The 19,642-nt window shown below is 72.1% G+C and carries 16 protein-coding genes and 1 pseudogene; 9 read left to right on the top strand and 8 right to left on the bottom strand.

Annotation, left to right across the window (positions count from 1 at the left end):
- The first annotated feature begins 109 nt into the window (after positions 1-109).
- A complete protein-coding gene (locus BU52_RS21160) occupies positions 110-1,624 on the top strand; it encodes a PTS transporter subunit EIIC (RefSeq protein WP_037936732.1) in 1,515 nt (504 codons plus the stop codon).
- Between the two features lie 125 nt (positions 1,625-1,749).
- On the top strand, positions 1,750-2,619 hold the full coding sequence (locus BU52_RS21155) for an endonuclease/exonuclease/phosphatase family protein (protein ID WP_037936729.1): 870 nt from the start codon (positions 1,750-1,752) through the stop codon (positions 2,617-2,619).
- A 5-nt stretch (positions 2,620-2,624) separates the two neighbouring features.
- Here the strand turns inward: BU52_RS21155 and BU52_RS21150 are convergent, their stop codons facing one another.
- The 6 genes and pseudogenes from BU52_RS21150 to BU52_RS21125 form a co-directional block, all read right to left on the bottom strand.
- Entirely contained in the window at positions 2,625-2,957 is a 333-nt protein-coding gene (locus BU52_RS21150) for a putative quinol monooxygenase (protein ID WP_037936728.1), read from the bottom strand.
- Positions 2,958-2,969: 12 nt separating this feature from the next.
- Positions 2,970-4,451, bottom strand: a complete 1,482-nt coding sequence (locus tag BU52_RS21145; protein ID WP_037936726.1) for an MFS transporter — start codon at positions 4,449-4,451, stop codon at positions 2,970-2,972.
- Positions 4,452-4,649: 198 nt separating this feature from the next.
- Positions 4,650-7,382 (bottom strand): cation-translocating P-type ATPase, encoded by a 2,733-nt coding sequence (locus BU52_RS21140; protein ID WP_078903361.1) that lies wholly within the window; start codon positions 7,380-7,382, stop codon positions 4,650-4,652.
- 218 nt (positions 7,383-7,600) lie between these two features.
- Positions 7,601-7,900: pseudogene (locus BU52_RS21135) on the bottom strand (Vgb family protein); the annotation flags it as partial.
- Positions 7,901-8,012: 112 nt separating this feature from the next.
- Positions 8,013-8,366 (bottom strand): MazG-like family protein, encoded by a 354-nt coding sequence (locus BU52_RS21130; protein WP_037936859.1) that lies wholly within the window; start codon positions 8,364-8,366, stop codon positions 8,013-8,015.
- A 64-nt stretch (positions 8,367-8,430) separates the two neighbouring features.
- On the bottom strand, positions 8,431-8,976 hold the full coding sequence (locus BU52_RS21125; protein ID WP_037936725.1) for a DoxX family protein: 546 nt from the start codon (positions 8,974-8,976) through the stop codon (positions 8,431-8,433).
- 542 nt (positions 8,977-9,518) lie between these two features.
- On the opposite strand from BU52_RS21125, the gene BU52_RS21120 reads away from it, so the two are divergent.
- From BU52_RS21120 to BU52_RS21095, 6 genes are all read left to right on the top strand, one after another.
- Positions 9,519-10,727, top strand: a complete 1,209-nt coding sequence (locus BU52_RS21120; RefSeq protein ID WP_037936723.1) for a S8 family peptidase — start codon at positions 9,519-9,521, stop codon at positions 10,725-10,727.
- Positions 10,728-10,900: 173 nt separating this feature from the next.
- Positions 10,901-14,275, top strand: coding sequence for a pyruvate carboxylase (locus tag BU52_RS21115; protein WP_037936722.1), 3,375 nt, complete (start codon positions 10,901-10,903; stop codon positions 14,273-14,275).
- A 221-nt stretch (positions 14,276-14,496) separates the two neighbouring features.
- On the top strand, positions 14,497-15,309 hold the full coding sequence (locus BU52_RS21110; protein ID WP_037936719.1) for an SAM-dependent methyltransferase: 813 nt from the start codon (positions 14,497-14,499) through the stop codon (positions 15,307-15,309).
- Between the two features lie 47 nt (positions 15,310-15,356).
- Positions 15,357-16,100, top strand: a complete 744-nt coding sequence (locus BU52_RS21105; protein WP_037936717.1) for a class I SAM-dependent methyltransferase — start codon at positions 15,357-15,359, stop codon at positions 16,098-16,100.
- Between the two features lie 46 nt (positions 16,101-16,146).
- On the top strand, positions 16,147-16,377 hold the full coding sequence (locus BU52_RS21100; RefSeq protein ID WP_051858411.1) for a hypothetical protein: 231 nt from the start codon (positions 16,147-16,149) through the stop codon (positions 16,375-16,377).
- A gap of 92 nt (positions 16,378-16,469) precedes the next feature.
- Positions 16,470-17,267 (top strand): VOC family protein, encoded by a 798-nt coding sequence (locus BU52_RS21095; protein WP_037936715.1) that lies wholly within the window; start codon positions 16,470-16,472, stop codon positions 17,265-17,267.
- Positions 17,268-17,291: 24 nt separating this feature from the next.
- Here the strand turns inward: BU52_RS21095 and BU52_RS21090 are convergent, their stop codons facing one another.
- Both BU52_RS21090 and BU52_RS21085 read right to left on the bottom strand, forming a co-directional pair.
- Complete coding sequence (locus BU52_RS21090) at positions 17,292-17,681, bottom strand: RidA family protein (protein WP_037936713.1); 390 nt, start codon at positions 17,679-17,681, stop codon at positions 17,292-17,294.
- Positions 17,682-17,736: 55 nt separating this feature from the next.
- Positions 17,737-18,390, bottom strand: a complete 654-nt coding sequence (locus BU52_RS21085) for a phosphoribosyltransferase (protein ID WP_037936712.1) — start codon at positions 18,388-18,390, stop codon at positions 17,737-17,739.
- Between the two features lie 307 nt (positions 18,391-18,697).
- Here BU52_RS21085 and BU52_RS21080 point away from each other — a divergent pair, with 307 nt between their 5' ends.
- Positions 18,698-19,558 (top strand): SDR family oxidoreductase, encoded by an 861-nt coding sequence (locus BU52_RS21080; protein WP_037936708.1) that lies wholly within the window; start codon positions 18,698-18,700, stop codon positions 19,556-19,558.
- Positions 19,559-19,642: the final 84 nt, after the last annotated feature.

Here is a 19,642-nt window from a genome sequence, read left to right as displayed (position 1 = left end):
GGACGGGGTGAGACGCCAGGCGCTTGACGCCCACGGGTGCTGAAAATACCTTTCGGATCAAGAGCAAGATCCAGAAAGTATTTTTCCGGACGCAAGGCATGACCGCACCATGAGCGAAGAGAACAGGCACCACGCCACCGCCGCCGCCATCCTCCCGCTGGTCGGAGGTGCCGCGAACGTGGCGTCGGTGGCCCACTGCATGACCCGGCTGAGGCTCGGTCTGCACGACCGGTCCCTGGTGCGGGAGGAGCGACTACGGGCGCTTCCGGCGGTCATGGGGATCGTCGAGGACGACACCTACCAGATCGTGCTGGGACCGGGGACGGTCGCACGGGTCACCCCGGAGTTCGAGGCGCTGGTCGAGGCGGAGACAGCAGGGACCGCACCGGTCCCTGCCGCAGCCCCGGACCCCGGGCCCGACCCCGTGACGGCCGACTCCCTCGCGGCGCGGGGAGCCGTGCTCAGGGCGGAACGGAAGGCGAGGAACGCCACGCCGTTCAAACTCCTCCTGCGCCGGATCGCGAACATCTTCGTACCCCTCATTCCCGCTCTCATCGGCTGCGGCATCATCGCCGGCCTGAACGGCCTCCTCGTCAACCTGCACTGGCTGCCGGGCATCACCTCTGCCCTGGCCGCCATCGCCTCCGGGTTCATGGCACTGATCGCCGTCTTCGTCGGCCACAACACCGCCAAGGAGTTCGGCGGCACCCCGATTCTCGGTGGTGCCGTCGCATCGATCGTCGTCTACGCCGGGGTGGCCGACGTGGAGGCGTTCGGCCGGCACCTGTCCCCGGGACAGGGCGGTGTACTGGGCGCGCTGGGCGCCGCCTGGCTCGGCGTGTCCGTGGAGAAGTGGTGCCGCCGCCGGGTCCCCGAGGCCGTCGACGTCCTGGTGACGCCGACCGTCACCGTGCTCGTGGCCGGACTCGCCACCCTGTTCGGGCTGATGTTCCTCGCCGGTGAGGTCTCCACCTGGATCGGTGACGCCGCCGACTGGCTGCTGGCCCACGGCGGCGCGGGGGCCGGATTCCTCCTCGGCGGTCTCTTCCTCCCCCTGGTCATGCTGGGTCTCCATCAGGCGCTGATCCCCATCCACACGACCCTGATCGAGGGCGCGGGCTTCACCGTCCTGCTGCCGATCCTCGCCATGGCGGGTGCGGGACAGGCCGGCGCGGCCATCGCCGTCTACCTCCGGCTGCCCCGCAACCCCTCGATCCGGACCACCGTCAAGTCCGCGCTCTGGCCCGGGTTCCTGGGTGTCGGAGAGCCGCTCATCTACGGCGTGTCGCTCCCTCTGGGGCGTCCGTTCGTCACGGCCTGCACGGGCGGCGCCTTCGGCGGCGCGTTCGTGGGGCTCTACAACCAGCTCGGCACGGACGTCGGTTCGACCGCGATCGGTCCTTCGGGCTGGGCGCTCTTCCCCCTCCTGGACGGCAACCGGGGCCTCGGGCAGACGGTCGCCGTCTACGCCGCCGGTCTGCTCGTCGGTTACGTCGCGGGCTTCCTCGCGACGTACTGGTTCGGCTTCACGAAGGAGATGCTCACGGAACTCAACGCCGCGCCCGGCACGCCGGGCGAGGAGGATCCGACGGCTCCCGCGGAGCGCGTGGCCGAGAGAGCCTGACGGACAAAGCGGAAACTGACGGCGTGTCCGACCGCTGCCGTGCTTCCATGCAGCGGTGACCGTCCGGCGGTCGCGCAGCTCTCCTGTACGGAACCGGTCCCACCCCTACGTGACCTGGAGAACGCATGACGCCCAGATACCGACACCGCGGCCGCCTCACCGCCGTGTTCGCCGCCGTCCTGCTGGCCGCGGCGGCACCGGCGGCAGCCGCGGACACCGACGCTCCCGGCTCCCGCGCACCGGCCCTCCCCCTGCGGGTGGCGACGTACAACATCCACGCCGGGGCCGGCCAGGACCAGGTCTTCGACCTCGACCGCACCGCCACCGCACTGCGCGGTCTGCGCGCCGACGTGATCGGTCTCCAGGAGGTCGACGTGCACTGGGGCGCCCGGAGCGATTTCGTGGACGAGGCCCGCGCACTGGCCGGGAAGCTGCGCATGCGGGTGTTCTTCGCGCCGATCTACGACCTGGAACCGGCCACCCCGGACGGCGAACGCCGGCAGTTCGGCGTCGCCGTGCTGAGCCGCTACCCGGTGCTCCACGCCGAGAACCACGAGATCACCCGGCTCTCCACCCAGACACCCGACCCGGAGCCGGCCCCGGCGCCCGGATTCGCCGAGGTGGTGGTCGACGTGCGGGGTGCCCACGTGCACGTCTACTCCACGCACCTGGACTACCGGGCCGACCCTTCGGTCCGCGCGGCTCAGGTGGCGGACATGCTCGCCGTGCTCGCCGCCGACCGGGGACCGAAGATCCTGGTCGGCGACTTCAACGCCGAGGCGTCCGCCCCCGAGCTGGCGCCGCTGTGGGGCCCCCTGCGGGACGCCGCCCCCGGCGGTGGCGGCACCTATCCGGCGAGCGACCCGGCCAAGCGCATCGACCTGGTCACCGTCTCGCCCGGCATCGGGGTGACGGGCGCCCGCACGGTGGCGACGGAGGCGTCGGACCACCGGCCCGTGGTCGTGGACCTGACGGTGCACCGGCGCGGCCACTGAGGCGGTCACCCCTCCTTCGGCACACTCATCTCGCCCAGCTCGGACCAGTCGTCCTGCGGGACCGACATGTTCACGATCCGGGGGGTCTCGGCCAGATGCGGCGGGAGGGTGCGCCGCGCGGTCCTGAAGTGCTCGGACCGCACGTGGGCCGCTCCCGCCGCGTCGTCGCGGAAGGCCTCGACCAGGACGTACTCCGTGGGATCCTCGACGCTGCGGGACCAGTCGAACCACAGGCAGCCCGGCTCCCCACGAGTGGCGGCGGTGAAGTCCGCGGCGATCCGCGGCCACTGGTCGGCGTACTCGGGACGGACCCGGAACTTGGCGGTGATGAAGATCATCGGACTACTCTCTCATCCCGGCCCCGGCCCCGTGCCGCCCTGGAGCCGTTGCAGGTCGGACGGGCGGACCTGGATGGCGACGACGGCGATCAGCGCGGCGAGCGCGGCGAACAGCGCCGCCATGACGAAGGCCGCCGAGACACCGGAGGCGAGGACCTCGTCGGCCCACGGCGCCGGCAGCTCACCGGTGCGCTGGAAGCGCAGACGTTCGGCAGGGGTCGCCTGCTGCAGGAAGCGCGGTATCTGTTTCTCCGCCTCGTTGCCGCTGGCCGTACCGAACACCGTGACCAGGATGGACAACCCGAGCGAGCCGCCGACCTGCTGGGTGGTGTTGAGCAGGCCCGAGGCGGCCCCGGTCTCCGGGACGGGGACGTCGGACAGCGCCATGAGCGTCAGCGACACGAACTCCATGCCCATGCCGAGGCTGAAGACCAGCATCGGGCCGAGAACACTGCCCGCGTAGGTGGAGTGCACGTCGGTCAGGGTCAGCCAGCCCAGGCCCGCCGCCGCGAGGACGCCGCCCACCACCATGAACGGCTTGGGGCCGTACACGGGCAGGAACCGCGACGCCAGCCCCGCACCGATCGCGATGACCGCACTGACCGGCAGGAAGGCGAGTCCGGCCTGCAAGGGGCTGAAGTCCAGCACGTTCTGCACGAAGAGCGTGAGGAAGAAGAACATGCCGAACATCGCCGCCGCCAGGCACAGCATGATGCCGTAGGTGCCCGCGCGGTTGCGGTCCGCGAACATGTGCAGCGGAGTGATCGGCTGCCGTGATCTCCGCTCGACCAGGACGAACCCCGCCAGGACGACGACCGCGGCGGCGAACGATGCCAGCGTGAGGGCGTCCCGCCAGCCGTCCTGCGCGGCCCGGATGAACCCGTAGACCAGCAGCACCATGCCCGTTGTGGAGGCCAGGGCGCCGGTGACGTCGAAGCGGCCCGGATGGCGCTCCGACTCCTTGATGAAGCGCGGAGCCGCCAGGGCGATGAGAAGCCCGATGGGGACGTTGACGAAGAGCACCCACCGCCAGTTCAGCCACTCGACGAGGATGCCGCCGGCGAGCAGCCCGATCGCGCCGCCGCCTGCCGACACCGCGGCGAAGACCCCGAACGCCCTGTTGCGTTCCGGCCCTTCGCGGAAGGTCGTACTGATCAGCGCCAAGGCCGTCGGCGAGGCGATCGCCCCTCCCATGCCCTGCAACGCGCGGGCGCCGAGGAGTTGGCCCGAGTTCTGGGCCAACCCGCCGAGCAGGGAAGCCAGTACGAAGAGCAGCACGCCGAAGACGAAGACGCGCCGTCTGCCGAGGATGTCGCCGGCCCGGCCGCCGAGCAGCAGCAGACCGCCGAAGGTGAGGGTGTAGGCGTTGATCACCCAGGACAGACTGGTGGTGGAGAAGTCCAGGGAGCGCTGGATGTGCGGCAACGCGATGTTCACGATGGTGATGTCCAGCACCACCATCAGCTGACAGGACGCGATGACCAGCAGGGCCATCGTGTGCCCGCCACCGCTGCCACGGGCGGTGTCCTGCGGGGCTGGGGCCGAACGCGCACTACCACTGGTCATGCCGGGTCGCCCTTTCGGGAGTCCACCGTTCGACCGTACGCGCGCGTCCGTACGCCCACCACTCGATCACGGCGGACCCCGGCCGACGCCGGTGGGCCCCGCTCCGTGCGCACGGAGCGGGGTTCGTCAGGGCCTGGACGCCCGGGCCCGCAGCACGGCCTTGAGCAGCTCACCCGCCACGAGGACGGCCGAGCCGACCGCCGCGCACACCAGCCACTGACCGGCGGTCAGGTCGGTCGTGGTGAGGAAGCCGTGCACCGCGTCCATCTCGACCACCAGGGCCAGCAGCAGGATCACCGCGCCGGTGGCGACGAAGGCGGAGGTGTTGGAGAGGGTCTCGCGGCTCAGCACACTGCGGGTGGGGTGGCGGACGTTGAGCAGGTTGAAGGCCTGGAAGAACACGAACGTCACGAACCCCATCGTGCCGGCGGTGGTCGCCTCCCCCAGCTCCGGCTCGGGCCCCGGGGCCAGCATCAGCACGGCCAGGGTTCCGGCCGCCATGACGGCGCTCGACAGCAGGATCCGCCGGAGCCGCTCCCCGGTCAGGATGCGCTCGCCCGCCGGGCGCGGCGACCGGCTCATCGCGTCCCGGCTGACGGGATCGACGCCCAGCGACATCGCCGGGGGCCCGTCCATCACCAGGTTGACGAAGAGGATCTGCAGTGCCGTGAAAGGGGCCCCTCCCGCGACCCCGGTCAGCGAGGCGATCAGGAAGACGAGCACGAAGCCGAGGGCCGTGGAGAGCTGGAACCGGGTGAACTTGACGATGTTGTCGTAGATGCCGCGGCCCTCGCGGACGGCGCTGACGATGGTGGCGAAGTTGTCGTCGGTGAGCACCATCGTCGCGGCCTCCTTGGTCACCTCCGTGCCGCTGCGTCCCATGGCGACACCGATGTCGGCCTTGCGCAGCGCCGGGGCGTCGTTCACGCCGTCGCCGGTCATCGCGACCACGTCGTCCCGCGCCTGCAGCGCCCGCACGATGCGGATCTTGTGCGCGGGCGAGACGCGGGCGACGACGCCGGTGTCGTCGAGGCGGCGGGCGAGCTCGCCGTCGTCCGCGATCCGGTCCAGGTCGTCACCGGTGACGGCACCGCCGGGGATACCCAGCTCCTTGGCGATGGCCGCGGCCGTCACCGCGTGGTCCCCGGTGATCATGCGGACCCGGATGCCCGCCTCCCGGCACTCCGTGATCGCCTGCTTCGCCTCCGGCCGCGGCGGATCGACGATGCCCACCAGCGCCACCAGCACGAGCCCGCCGAGCATCTCCTTGAGGTCCCCGGCCGCTTCCAGCTCCCCGGGCGCGAAGTCCCGCACGCCCACGGCGAGCACGCGCATGCCCTGCTCGGCCAGCGCCGCGTTGGCGCGGTCGTACCGCTCGCGCTCCGCCTCGTCGAACGGGACCACGCCGTCCTCGCCGGCGTACCGGCCGGCCCGCCCGGCGAGCACGTCCGGCGCGCCCTTGACGAAGCAGCGCACGACGTCACGACCCGCGTCGTCCGTCCAGTGATGGAAGGTCGCCATGAACTTGTGGTCGGAGTCGAACGGGATCTCCCGCACCCGGGGGCGCTGCGAGCGCAGCGCGGAGACGTCGACCCCGCCCTTCTCCGCGAGCACCAGCAGCGCGCCCTCGGTGGGGTCACCGACGACGTCCCCGTCGCGCAGTTCCGCGTCGGTGCACAGCGCCATCGCGATCAGGGCCTCGTCGACCGTCCCGGGCAGCGGCCGCCCGTCGGTCGTGCGGATCCTTCCGTCCGTCGCGTAGCCCTCGCCCGAGACGGTGAACCGGCGTCCGGCGAGGCGCAGTTCCCGGGCGGTCATCTCGTTGAGCGTCAGCGTGCCCGTCTTGTCGGTGCAGATCTGCGACGTGCTGCCGAGCGTCTCGACCGACGCGAGCCGCTTGACGACGGCGCCGCGCGCGGCCATCCGGCCGGTGCCCATGGCGAGGGTGAAGGCGACGACGGCCGGCAGTCCTTCGGGGATGGCGGCCACGGCGAGCGACACGGCGCTGATGAACAGATCGCCGAAGTCCTGCCCGCGGACGAGTCCCAGGACGAGGACGACCGCGATGACGGCGCCCGCGATCAGGGCGAGGGTCCGGCCGAGTGCCGCGATCTGCCGTTGCAGCGGGGTCGGTTCCGGTTCCGCCTCGTGCAGCATGTGGGCGATCCGCCCGGTCTCGGTGTGCATCCCGGTCGCGGTGACCAGGGCCTCACCCCGGCCCCGCGTGACCGTGGTGTTCATGAACACGGCCGTCGCGCGGTCGCCGAGCGCCGCCCGGGGGGCGATGCGGGCCTGCGCCGACTTCGGCACGGGCTGCGCCTCACCGGTGAGCGAGGACTCCTGGATCTCCAGCGCCGTGGCCGACAGCAGTCGCCCGTCCGCCGGCACCCTGTCGCCGGCCTCCAGCACCACGATGTCCCCGGGCACGAGTTCGGCCGCGTCCAGACGCACCAGGCGGCCGTCCCGCCGTACGGCCGCCGTCGTGACGAGCATCTTCCGCAGCGCCTCGAGCGAGGCCTCCGCGCGTGACTCCTGGACGAAGCCGATGGTCGCGTTGAGCAGTACGACCAGGGCGATGACGACCGGGGTCTCCCACTCCCGGCTGACCACCAGGCTGACCACGGCGGCGGCCAGCAGGATCACGATCAGCAGGTCCTGGAACTGGCGCAGGAAGGCCCGCCACCGCGGCTCACGGGGCGGCTCGGCGAGCCGGTTGGCGCCGTACCGTTCCCGGCGCCGGTCCGCCTCCGCCGGGGAGAGGCCGGCGGCCGCCTCCACTCCGAGGTGCCGTAGCGCCTCGGCGGGGGGAAGGGCGTACCAGGGCTCGGGGTCCGACGCGTCGGACACGGGTTCGATCATGGACCCATGCTGCACCGGACACCGTCCCTCGCGTAAGCCACCCCCGCGGTCGCACGAGGGGTGCACCCCACCGGGGGACAACCGCCCACGGGCGCCCGGTGGCGGCCTGCCCCCCCCGTACTGGGCCCCTGGCTGCGGTGACCCCGGCCGACGCCGCCCTCAGCCGCGACCGAGTAGACCGGACGCGCGGCGGAGACCAGCCGGTCGTTTTGGGTCGGCTACGGTTCGATCCGGGCGATTTCTCCGGTCTCCAAGGCGACGTAGAGGGCACCGTCCGGTCCCACCGCAAGGCCGTGCGGCTCACAGGAGTGGTCCGGCAGGTCGTACTCCTCGATGTGCCCGCCGGGGGTGATGGACCCGACTCGGCCGGTGCCCCATTCGGTGAACCAGCAGACGCCCCTGGCCGGGTCGGCGGTGATCGCATGGGGTCGGCAGGCACGGTCCGGGAGAGGGTATTCCCGGATTCGGCCGTCCGTGCCGATCCGGAAGACCTGTCCAGCGCCGATCTCCACCAGCCACCGTGGTCGGGCGGCTGCTGCGCCCCCCGGGTCGAGGACATCGGCGTCCGTGAGTGAACACCGGACCGCGGCCGCCGGGCGCCCGCCGCGTGCCCCGGCCGCCGGCCAGGCGTCAGGCGCCGAGTGAGCGGCGGGTGACCCCCTCCAGGTGGCGGACGAACACCTCACGGGCGTCGGGGGTGAGCGTGCGCAGCGCCACCAGGGCGGTGACGGCGACGTCGCACAGCTCGGACCGGACGTCGTCCCACGTATGGGTGGTGCCCTTGCGCGGGTTCTGGCCGGTGGCGCCGACCACGGCCTGGGCGACCTCCCCGACCTCCTCGGACAGTTTCAGGATGCGCAGCAGCAGGCCGTCCGGGCCGTCGACGGGGCGGTTCGCGTCCAGCCAGCCACACAGGTCCTCGATGGACTCCCACAGCTCGGCGTCCGGCACGTGGGGCGGGGGAGAAGACGGGTGATCACTCATGGGGAAGAGCGTGGCACGGGTCACTGAAAGCCCGGCAGGGCCACCGGTCCGGGTGAGGCGTCGCCTACTCCTCGAACAGCGCCTCCTGCTCACCCTCCTTGGCCCTCCGCAGCCGTCGGTTGCGCGCCCCCACCGTCACGACCGTGGCCGCCGCGATCACCGCGAACGCCGCCGGGATCATCCAGCTCCGGTTCACCGTGTGGCCGAGGGCGTGGTCCAGGGAGAGCCGGCCGGGCCCGGCGACGGCGAGACCGGCGGCGGTCAGGCCCAGGGACGCGGCGTACTCGAAGCCGCCCTCCTGGTTGAAGAAGCCGTTGGGCGCGTGCACCGCGGACGCGCCCGCCATCGCGCCGGCCGCCGCCGCGCCCGCCGCCGGGGTGGCGAGGCCCAGTGCCAGCAGCGTGCCGCCGCCGGTCTCCGCGAGGCCCGCCACCGTGGCGCTGGCCCTGCCGGGCGTGTATCCGATGGATTCCATGAACTGGCCGGTGCCCTCGATGCCGCCACCGCCGAACCAGCCGAACAGCTTCTGCGTGCCGTGCGCCGCGAGCACCCCGCCCGTTCCCAGGCGGAGCAGCAGCAGGCCCAGGTCTCGTCGGTCGTAACAGGTCACGTCGTCTCCCCGTGAGCGATGGCTTGACCCGACCACCGTCGCACCTGCGCGAGGGACCCGGCCCGTCACCGGTCGCCGTTCGGGTGACGCGGGTGGCGGGGTCCGGGGGCCGGCACGACGCCGGCGGACACGACCACCCGAGCGCGACCTCGCCGAGTGGACCGACCGGGTGATCTTCTCCACCCACGGTCATCCGGAGGGGGACAACGAGGCCGACCTTCGAGGCCGGCCAGGCCTGAGCGCACCGGGGCGGCCGGAGGCGCCCGTCGTGAAACGTCCGGGCGGTGAGGGTTGGGTGAGGGGATGGTCACAGATCTTGCCCAGTCGCTTGTTGAGTGTTTCAAACAACGCTTTCAGCTCGGCTTTTGCCCGCCGGTTGGCTTCGACATGGGCGGACGTTGTGGAGATCGGCCGCCACCGCGCTCCGGCCGCCGCGGCACCCCATTGATCTGACCGCGACAAGTAGTCAGTCTTCTCGTCAGCCTCCGCGTGACACCGCGCCGGAGGTCAACCCCCCACATCTGACGAGGAGATCCCTCTTCATGACGCATCGGATGCGTACCGTCGCACTGAAGGTCACCGCCGCCACCTGCGCGGTGACGGCCGCGACCACGGCAGCCCTGCTCGGGGCGTCGTCCGCCCAGGCCGGCGAACCCGCCCAGGGCACCGTCCTCGGCCTGAACGCCGAAGGAGCCGTGGCGGGCAGCTACATCGTCGTGCTCGACGAGGCGACGACGGCCGCCGGCAAGAAGGACCTGGCGAAGGAGTACGGCGGCCGGCTCAGCCGGTCCTACGGCGCGGCCCTCGACGGCTTCGCCGCGGACGGCCTGAGCGAGACCGAGGCCAAGCGCCTCGCGGCCGACCCGGCGGTCGGCGCCGTCGTGGCCAACCGCACGTTCCGCACCACGGCCACCCAGGACAACCCTCCCTCCTGGGGCCTGGACCGGGTCGACCAGGCGGACACCGCGGGTGACGGCAAGTACACCTATCCCGACACGGCCGGCGAGGGTGTCACCGCCTACGTCATCGACACCGGCGTACGGATCACGCACAAGGACTTCGAGGGCCGGGCGAGCCACGGTTACGACGCCGTCGACAACGACGACAGCGCCGACGACGGCAACGGCCACGGCACGCACGTCGCCGCCACCGTCGCCGGTGCCGCGCACGGCGTCGCCAAGAAGGCCAAGGTCGTGGCCGTGAGAGTCCTGGACGACAACGGCTCCGGAACCACCGAGCAGGTCATCGCCGGCATCGACTGGGTCACCAGGAACCACAAGGGGCCCGCTGTGGCCAACATGAGCCTGGGCGGCGGCGCCGACCCGGCTCTCGACGCGGCGGTCCAGAAGGCCATCGCCTCCGGAGTGACCTTCGCCGTCGCGGCGGGCAACGAGTCCGCCGACGCCGGTCAGGGCTCGCCCGCCCGCGTCCCTGAGGCCCTCACCGTCGCCTCCAGCACCAAGGACGACGGCCAGTCCGACTTCTCCAACTTCGGCGCGGCCGTGGACCTCTACGCGCCCGGCTCCGACATCACCTCGGCCTGGAACGACAGCGACGAGGGAACCAAGACGATATCCGGCACCTCGATGGCCTCCCCCCACGTGGCCGGCGCGGCCGCCGTGTATCTGGCCGGGCACCCGGACGCCGATCCGGCGGCCGTGGCGTCGGCGCTGACCGGCGGAGCCACCGTCGACAAGATCGGCAACCCCGGCTCCGGCACCCCGAACAAGCTGCTCAAGATCACGGAGTAGCGCGCCGCCCGGGTGCGGGACACCGGCAGCCGTGAGGGGCCGCGGAGGGAAACGTTCCTCCGTGGCCCCTCACACGCCCCGGTGGCACGGTGTGAGTGGCCCGGCTCACATGGCGTACCCGACCTGCCACCGACACGATGGTCTTCGTCAACGGCAGGCTGAAGGGATCGAGAATGTTCCGCAAGGTGCTGGTCGCCAATCGCGGTGAGATCGCGATTCGGGCGTTCCGCGCGGGCTACGAACTGGGCGCCCGAACCGTCGCCGTCTTCCCCCACGAGGACCGCAACTCGCTGCACCGCCTGAAGGCGGACGAGGCGTACGAGATCGGCGAGCCGGGGCACCCGGTGCGGGCGTACCTCTCCGTGGAGGAGATCGTGCGCGCCGCGCGACGGGCGGACGCCGACGCCGTCTACCCGGGCTACGGGTTCCTGTCCGAGAATCCGGAGCTGGCCAAGGCCTGCGAAGAGGCCGGTATCACCTTCGTCGGGCCGAGCGCCCGGATCCTGGAACTGACCGGCAACAAGGCCCGCGCCGTGGCCGCCGCCCGTGAGGCCGGCGTACCGGTCCTCGGCTCCTCGGCGCCCTCCACCGACGTCGACGAACTCGTCCGCGCCGCCGACGGCATCGGCTTCCCCGTGTTCGTCAAGGCGGTCGCGGGCGGCGGCGGGCGCGGCATGCGCCGCGTGGAGGACCCCGCCCAGCTGCGGGAGGCCATCGAGGCGGCCTCCAGGGAGGCGGCGTCCGCGTTCGGCGACCCCACGGTGTTCCTCGAGAAGGCGGTCGTCGAACCCCGCCACATCGAGGTGCAGATCCTCGCCGACGGACAGGGTGACGTCATCCACCTGTTCGAACGGGACTGCTCGCTGCAGCGGCGCCACCAGAAGGTGATCGAACTCGCGCCCGCGCCCAACCTCGACCCCGGACTGCGCGACCGCATCTGCGCCGACGCCGTGCGGTTCGCCCGGCAGATCGGCTACCGCAACGCCGGCACCGTGGAGTTCCTCCTCGACCGGGACGGCAACCACGTCTTCATCGAGATGAACCCGCGCATCCAGGTCGAGCACACGGTGACCGAGGAGGTCACCGACGTCGATCTCGTCCAGGCACAGCTGCGCATCGCCGCCGGCGAGACACTCGCCGACCTCGGCCTCTCCCAGGAGACCGTCACCCTGCGGGGCGCCGCGCTGCAGTGCCGCATCACCACCGAGGACCCCGCCAACGGGTTCCGCCCCGACACGGGCCGGATCAGCGCCTACCGCTCGCCCGGCGGCTCCGGCATCCGCCTGGACGGCGGCACCACCCACGCGGGTACGGAGATCAGCGCGCACTTCGACTCGATGCTGGTGAAACTGACGTGCCGGGGCCGGGACTTCGGCGCCGCGGTGGGCCGGGCCCGGCGCGCCGTGGCCGAGTTCCGCATCCGCGGCGTCGCCACCAACATCCCCTTCCTGCAGGCGGTCCTCGACGACCCGGACTTCCAGGCCGGACGGATCACCACGTCGTTCATCGAGCGGCGTCCGGAGCTGCTCACCGCGCGCCACTCCGCGGACCGGGGCACCAAGCTGCTCACCTACCTCGCCGACGTCACGGTGAACAAGCCGCACGGCGAGCGGCCCGAGCTGATCGACCCGCTGACCAAGCTGCCGTCGCTGCCCGCCGGGGAGCCGCCGGCCGGCTCCCGGCAGCGGCTGGCCGAGCTCGGCCCCGAGGGCTTCGCCCGCTGGCTGCGCGCCTCGCCGACCATCGGCGTCACCGACACCACCTTCCGCGACGCCCACCAGTCGCTGCTCGCCACCCGGGTCCGCACCAAGGACCTGCTCGCCGTGGCGCCCGTGGTGGCGCGCACCCTGCCCGGGCTGCTGTCGCTGGAGTGCTGGGGCGGCGCCACCTACGACGTCGCCCTGCGCTTCCTCGCCGAGGACCCGTGGGAGCGCCTGGCCGCCCTGCGCGAGGCCGTACCGAACCTCTGCCTGCAGATGCTGCTGCGCGGCCGCAACACCGTGGGCTACACCCCGTACCCGACCGAGGTGACCGACGCCTTCGTCCAGGAGGCCGCGGCCACCGGCATCGACATCTTCCGCATCTTCGACGCGCTGAACGACGTCTCCCAGATGCGGCCCGCCATCGACGCCGTGCGCGAGACCGGCACGGCCGTCGCCGAGGTGGCCCTGTGCTACACCTCCGACCTGTCCGATCCCTCCGAGCGGCTCTACACCCTGGACTACTACCTGCGGCTGGCCGAGCGGATCGTCGACGCGGGTGCCCACGTGCTGGCCGTCAAGGACATGGCCGGCCTGCTGCGGGCCCCGGCGGCGGCGACACTGGTGTCGGCACTGCGCCGGGAGTTCGACCTGCCGGTGCACCTGCACACGCACGACACCGCCGGCGGTCAGCTGGCCACCTACCTCGCGGCGATCCAGGCGGGTGCGGACGCGGTCGACGGAGCCGTGGCCTCCATGGCGGGCACCACCTCGCAGCCGTCCCTGTCGGCGCTCGTCGCGGCGACCGACCACTCGGAGCGGCCCACCGGCCTGGACCTGGGGGCCGTCGGCGACCTGGAGCCCTACTGGGAGAGCGTCCGCAAGGTCTACGCTCCCTTCGAGGCCGGTCTCGCCTCGCCGACCGGCCGCGTCTACCACCACGAGATCCCCGGCGGGCAGCTCTCCAACCTGCGCACCCAGGCCGTCGCGCTCGGCCTCGGCGACCGCTTCGAGGACATCGAGGCGATGTACGCCGCGGCCGACCGGATGCTGGGCCGCCTGGTGAAGGTCACCCCCTCGTCGAAGGTGGTCGGCGACCTGGCGCTGCACCTGGTCGGCGCGGGCGTCTCACCGCGGGACTTCGAGGAGGAGCCGGACCGCTTCGACATCCCCGACTCCGTCGTCGGCTTCCTGCGCGGCGAGCTGGGCACCCCGCCCGGCGGCTGGCCGGAACCCTTCCGCAGCAAGGCGCTGCGGGGCCGCGCCGAGCCCAAGCCCGTCCAGGAACTCACCGCCGAGGACCGCGCCGGCCTGGCGAAGGACCGCCGGCCGACCCTCAACAGGCTTCTCTTCCCCGGGCCGACACGGGAGTTCGAGACGCACCGCCAGTCCTTCGGGGACACCAGCGTCCTGGACAGCAAGGACTTCTTCTACGGGCTGCGCCCCGGCAAGGAGTACAGCGTCGACCTCGATCCCGGTGTGCGGCTGCTCATCGAACTCCAGGCAGTGGGCGACGCCGACGAGCGCGGCATGCGGACCGTGATGTCCACCCTGAACGGCCAGTTGCGGCCCATCCAGGTCCGTGACCGGGCGGCGGCCTCCGACCTCCCGGTCACCGAGAAGGCCGACCGCGCCAACCCCGGCCACGTCGCGGCGCCCTTCGCCGGCGTGGTGACCCTCGCGGTGACCGAGGGCGACGAGGTGGAGGCCGGCGTCATGGTGGCCACCATCGAGGCGATGAAGATGGAGGCCGCGATCACGGCCCCCAAGGCAGGCACGGTCACCAGGCTGGCGATCAACCGCATCCAGCAGGTCGAGGGCGGTGACCTGCTGGTGGAACTCGCCTGAGCCGGAGCCGGGAACGGGCCGGGTCCGTCCCTCGAGGGGCGGACCCGGCCCGTTGTCGCGGTCCGCCCGGACCGCCCCGCTCCGCCGGACGGCCCGCGTCACCTCGCCGTTCCGCGCGGGAAGTGGACCCGGGGATGCCGAACAAGCCTGCGCCGACGAGCTGTGGGACCGTAGATTATGCGTTGGCCAAGACAGCCCTCGAACGACTACGGACGGTACTCATGACCGACCCTGCCGCGGCGCCCGGATCAGCGCATCAGAAGATCGACACCTCGGTGCCGCACTCGGCCCGCATATGGAACTACTGGCTGGGAGGGAAGGACAACTACCCCGTCGACGAAGAGGCTGGTGACGCCTACACCGCCGTCTTCCCCGGCATCGTCACCATCGCCCGCAGCAGCCGGGCCTTCCTGCAGCGCAACATCACCTACCTGGCCGCCGAGCAGGGCATCCGGCAGTTCCTGGACATCGGCACCGGCCTGCCCACGGCCGACAACACCCACCAGGTCGCCCAGCGGATCGCCCCCGAATCCCGGATCGTCTACGTCGACAACGACCCGATGGTCCTGGCCCACGCCCGCGCGCTGCTCTACTCCACCCCGGAGGGGGCGACGGCGTACGTCGACGCGAATGTCCTGGACCCCGACCGCATCCTGGAGGCCGCCGGGCAGACGCTGGACTTCGGGCGTCCCACCGCCCTGATCCTCAGCAACATCCTCGGCCACATCGCGGACTACGACCGGGCACGTTCCATCGTCACCCGGCTGATGGCCGCGCTGCCGTCCGGCAGCTACCTCTCCATCAACGACGGCTCGCGCGGCGTCGACCCCGTCTTCGAGCAGGCCCAGGACGGCTACAACGAGAGCGGCGCCGTTCCCTACAACCTGCGGACCGTCGAGGAGATCACGGCGTTCTTCGACGGGCTGGAACTCGTCGACCCCGGCGTCGTCTCGGTGCAGCTGTGGCGTCCCGACGGCACCTCGCCCGCGCCGGAGACCATCGCCGAGCACGGCGGGCTCGCCCGCAAGCCCTGATGTAATCCGCTGGACAACACCCGTGCCGGTCCGGAAGCGTTGGCGCAATGGAGCAGGAGGAGATCTGGAGCGCGGACGTCGCCCGGCGTTATGACACGCCCGGGACCGGTATGTTCGCGCCCGAGGTGCTGGGACCGGCCGTGGACCGGCTGGCCCGGCTCGCGGGGGAGGGGGCGGCCCTCGAGTTCGCCATCGGCACGGGCCGGGTGGCCGTTCCGCTGGCCGGCCGCTCCGTACCCGTCACCGGCATCGAGCTGTCCCCGCCGATGGTGGAGCAACTGCGCACCAAGGCCGACGAGTCGACGATCCCGGTGGTCATCGGGGACATGGCGACCGCGGTCGCCCCCGGCGAGTACAGCCTCGTCTACCTCGTATACAACACGATCTCCAACCTGCTCACCCAGGCCAGGCAGGTCGAGTGCTTCCGCAATGCCGCCCGCCACCTGGTGCCCGGCGGGCGGTTCGTGGTCGAACTCTGGGTCCCCGAGCTGCGCAGGCTCCCGCCGGGCCAGAAGGCCATGGTCTGGGAGTGCGCCCCCGGCTACATCGGCCTGGACACGTACGACGTCCTGCGTCAGCACGTCGTCTCGCACCACTTCCGCTTCGACGACGGTGAGCGGGCCCAGTTGTTCCGCAGCCCTCATCGCTACATCTGGCCGGCCGAACTCGACCTCATGGCCCAACTGGGAGGATTCCAACTGGAGTCCAGGCACGAGGACTGGAACGGTGCTCCCTTCACCGAGGATTCACGCTCGCACGTCTCCGTCTACCGGCTCCCTCCCGCCCCGTAGGGGCCCGGTGACGGGCGGAAGCCTCCTGGCGTGTCGGCCGCAACCGTTGACGGTTCGCCCTTTCGGCACCGGATCGACGTTCCTGCCGGGCCACAAGCCGGTCGTGGAGCTCTCCGACGACGAGCCGCGCGCCGACGCGCACCACGCGTTGCTGCCGCCGGACGCCTTCCACCTGCCGGTGGGCCGCCTCGTCACCCACAGGATCTACCGCGACGCCGCCCACCCCTCCCGGCTGGTCCTGCCCTTCACCACCCGCGGGACGGCGGATGGGAGGTAGCCGCCGGAACGCCCGGACGGCGAAGCCGGAGGGCGAGTGTCAGTGCCCGGTGGCACGCTGAGGCCAAAGGGAATCTGCGAAAGGACACCGCGGTGATCACCACTGACTTCGCCCCCGGCTCTCCCTGCATGCTCGACCTCGGGGCCCCCGACGTTCCCGCCGCGGCGGCCTTCTACGGCGCGGTCCTCGACTGGGACTACGAGCCCATGGGGGACGGGGAGGACGTCGAAGGCGGGATGTTCCGCAAGGACGGAAAGATGGTCGCCGGGCTCGGCAAGCTCACCGAGGAGGGAGCGCGTCCGGCCTGGATGATCTACTACACCGTCACCGACGCGGACGCCGTCACCCAGGCGGTGGAGCGTGCCGGCGGCACGGTGCGGGTGGCGCCGACGGACCTCGACCAGTGGGGCCGGATGGCGCAGTACAGCGATCCACTGGGCGGCCAGTTCGCCGTCTGGCAGCCGGGGGAGAGCAAGGGCGTCGACCTGGTGGACCAGCCCGGTTCGCTGTCCTGGACGGAGCTCTACACCAGCGACGCGGCGGCCGCGAGGGAGTTCTACGGCAACGTCCTCGGCTGGCAGTTCAGCGACATGGAGATGCCCGGCGGCGAGGGCACGTACACCATGATCACTCCGGCCGGGCTGCCCGAGGAGCGCATGCACGGCGGCCTCGTGGAGGTCGGCAAGGAGGATCTCTCCCTGGCCGGCGGGCGCCCCTACTGGCACCCGGTCTTCAACGTCACCGACTGCGACGCGGCGGTGGCCGCGGTCACCGCCAACGGCGGCAGCGTGCAGATGGGACCGGTGGACGCGGAGGGCGTCGGCCGGATGGCCGTCTGCCTCGACCCGCACAACGCGGACTTCGTGGTGCTCACGCCCGCCCGGAGCTGATCGCCGGGGCTGCCGCGGCGGCCGTCACCGGGCCGGTCGCCGCGCGTACACCTCGATCTCGATCTTCATACGGGGATCGGCCAGACCGCACACCAGCATGGTGGCGGCCGGCCGGACGTCACCGAAGAAGCGGCGCAGGACCGGCCAGCAGGGCTCGAAGTCGGCCCGGTCGGGCAGCAGATAGCGCACCCGCACCACATCGGCGAAGGTGCACCCCGCCTCGGCCAACGCGGCCCCGATGTTGCGCAGGCACTGCTCGGCCTGCTCCACCACGTCCTCGGAGATGGTCATCGTGGTGTAGTCGAACCCGGTCGTGCCGGACACGTGCACCTCGTCGCCGTGCACCACGGCGCGGGCGTAACCGATCCGTTCCTCGAACGTCGAGCCGCTGAGGATCGCGCGTCGCTGCGTCATACGCCGCACGCTAGGTGACCAGGACCGACATGTTCAACACGGCGGCGCGAGCCCGCTAGCCGGCCGGGTGCGGCACCCGCAGGGCGTCCTGGACCTCTTGGTCGGAGACCTCGGGGAAGTCGTCGTACCACTCACCCACGGAGCCGAGCCGCTCCGGCTGGTGCAGGGCGACGACGTCATCGGCCTCGTCCCTCAGCGCCGCGGCGGTCCCCGGCGAGCACACCGGCAGCGCCAGTGTCAGGCGCAGCGGGCGACCGCGCCGCACGTGCCGCAGGGCGGCACGCGCCGTGATCCCCGTGACCAGACCGTCGTCCACGACCACGACACTGTGACCGCGCACGTCCCGAGCGGGGCGGCCGCCGCGGTAGACGTACTCACGCCGGTGCACCTCGACGCGTGCCCGGGCCACCTCGGAGCCGAGTTCGTCCTCGGACAGGCGCAGGGCGTGCAGTCCCGTGCGGTCGAACACCGGCGGGTCGTCCCCGGCGACCGCCCCGATGCCCACCTCGGGGGATCCGGGCACCCCGACCCTGCCGACGACGAGAACATCCAGCGGGACGGCCATCGCCCGGGCGATCTCCACCGCGACGGGGACGCCGCCGCGCGGTAGCGCCAGCACGGTCACATTCGCGAGATCCCCGCTGCTCGCCCACTCCAGCATCCTGACGGCCAGCTCCTGCCCGGCCTCCTCACGGCTTCGGAATCGCACGGCTCGCTCCCTTCCTCGGCCCCCCTCCCGGCCCGGGTAACCGCCGGTGTCCCCGCCAGTCACCCCGCGCCCGCGGCCTGCGGCACAGCGGAGAGATGATCACGGCCGGCGTTGTCCTTTCCGCGGGCGCACGCGGCGAGCGGTACCGGGCCGCGCGTCGCTCCTTGCCCGGCCGGGGCCCGGGCGCTTGCCCGGGTGGCCCAAGGCCCTCACGATGCCTGCGTGACGCAGGGGGTCCGGGCAGGCGGACGTGGGAGCCGGTGACTCGCGGACAGAAGCCGACCGCAAGTCCTCCTACGGTGCTCTTATGACACAGACCCGGAAGAAGATCCTCGTCACCGGTGCCACCGGAACCGTCGGCCGTCAGGTCGTCGCCGAACTGCTCGCCCGCGGCCACGAGGTCCGCGCCCTCACCCGGGATCCGGCCGGGGCCGGCCTGCCGGGGGAGGTCGACGTGGTGCGGGGCGACCTGACCGCCCCCGACAGCCTGGTACCGGCGCTGGAGGGCGTCACAGGACTTCATCTGATCACCTTCGGCGGGCCGTACTTCGCCCCGCTGGAGACCGGTCCGCGGGTCATGGAGGCGGCCCGGACGGCCGGTGTACGGCGGGTCACCGTGCTGCACGGGGGCGGGCCGTCCCCGCTGGAGGACGCCGTGCGCTCCGACGACGGCGTGGACTGGACCGTACTCATGCCGGTGGAGTTCATGGCCAACGCACTGGAGTGGGCCGACGGCATCGTCGCGTCGGACGAGGTGCGCGAGCCGTTCGTCTCCCGGCTCAGTGCCATGGTGCACGAGGGTGACATCGGCGCCGTCGCCGCGGTCGCGCTCACCGAGGAGGGGCACGGCGGCCAGGAGTATGTCCTCACCGGGCCCGAACTGCTGACCGTCGGCGACAAGGTGGCCGCGATCGCCGCCGCCCGGGGGCGGGCCGTCTCCCTGGTCGAGCTGACCGAGGAGGAGGCCGTGGCGCGATGGCGGGCGGCGGGACACCCGGAGGACGTGATCGGCTTCCTGCTCGAGGCGTACGGCAGTACGCCGGAGGTCGGCCGTACGGTCGTCGACACCGTCGAGAAGGTCACCGGCCGCCCGGCCCGCACGTTCACCCAATGGGCGGCGGAGCACGCGAGCGCCTTCGCGGCGACGGCCGCCGCGGGCACGGCATAGACGCTCACGGAGCAGGGGCCGGACGGACGGGAGGGCCGTCCCACGAAGGCGACGGCCGCCTCCGGCCCCCGCCCGGGCATGACG

This window comes from Streptomyces toyocaensis, assembly GCF_000725125.1.
In the GTDB taxonomy this organism is placed as follows: Bacteria; Actinomycetota; Actinomycetes; order Streptomycetales; family Streptomycetaceae; genus Streptomyces; species Streptomyces toyocaensis.
Note: the sequence above shows the minus strand (reverse complement) of the source record. Positions and strands in the feature narration are given on the sequence as shown.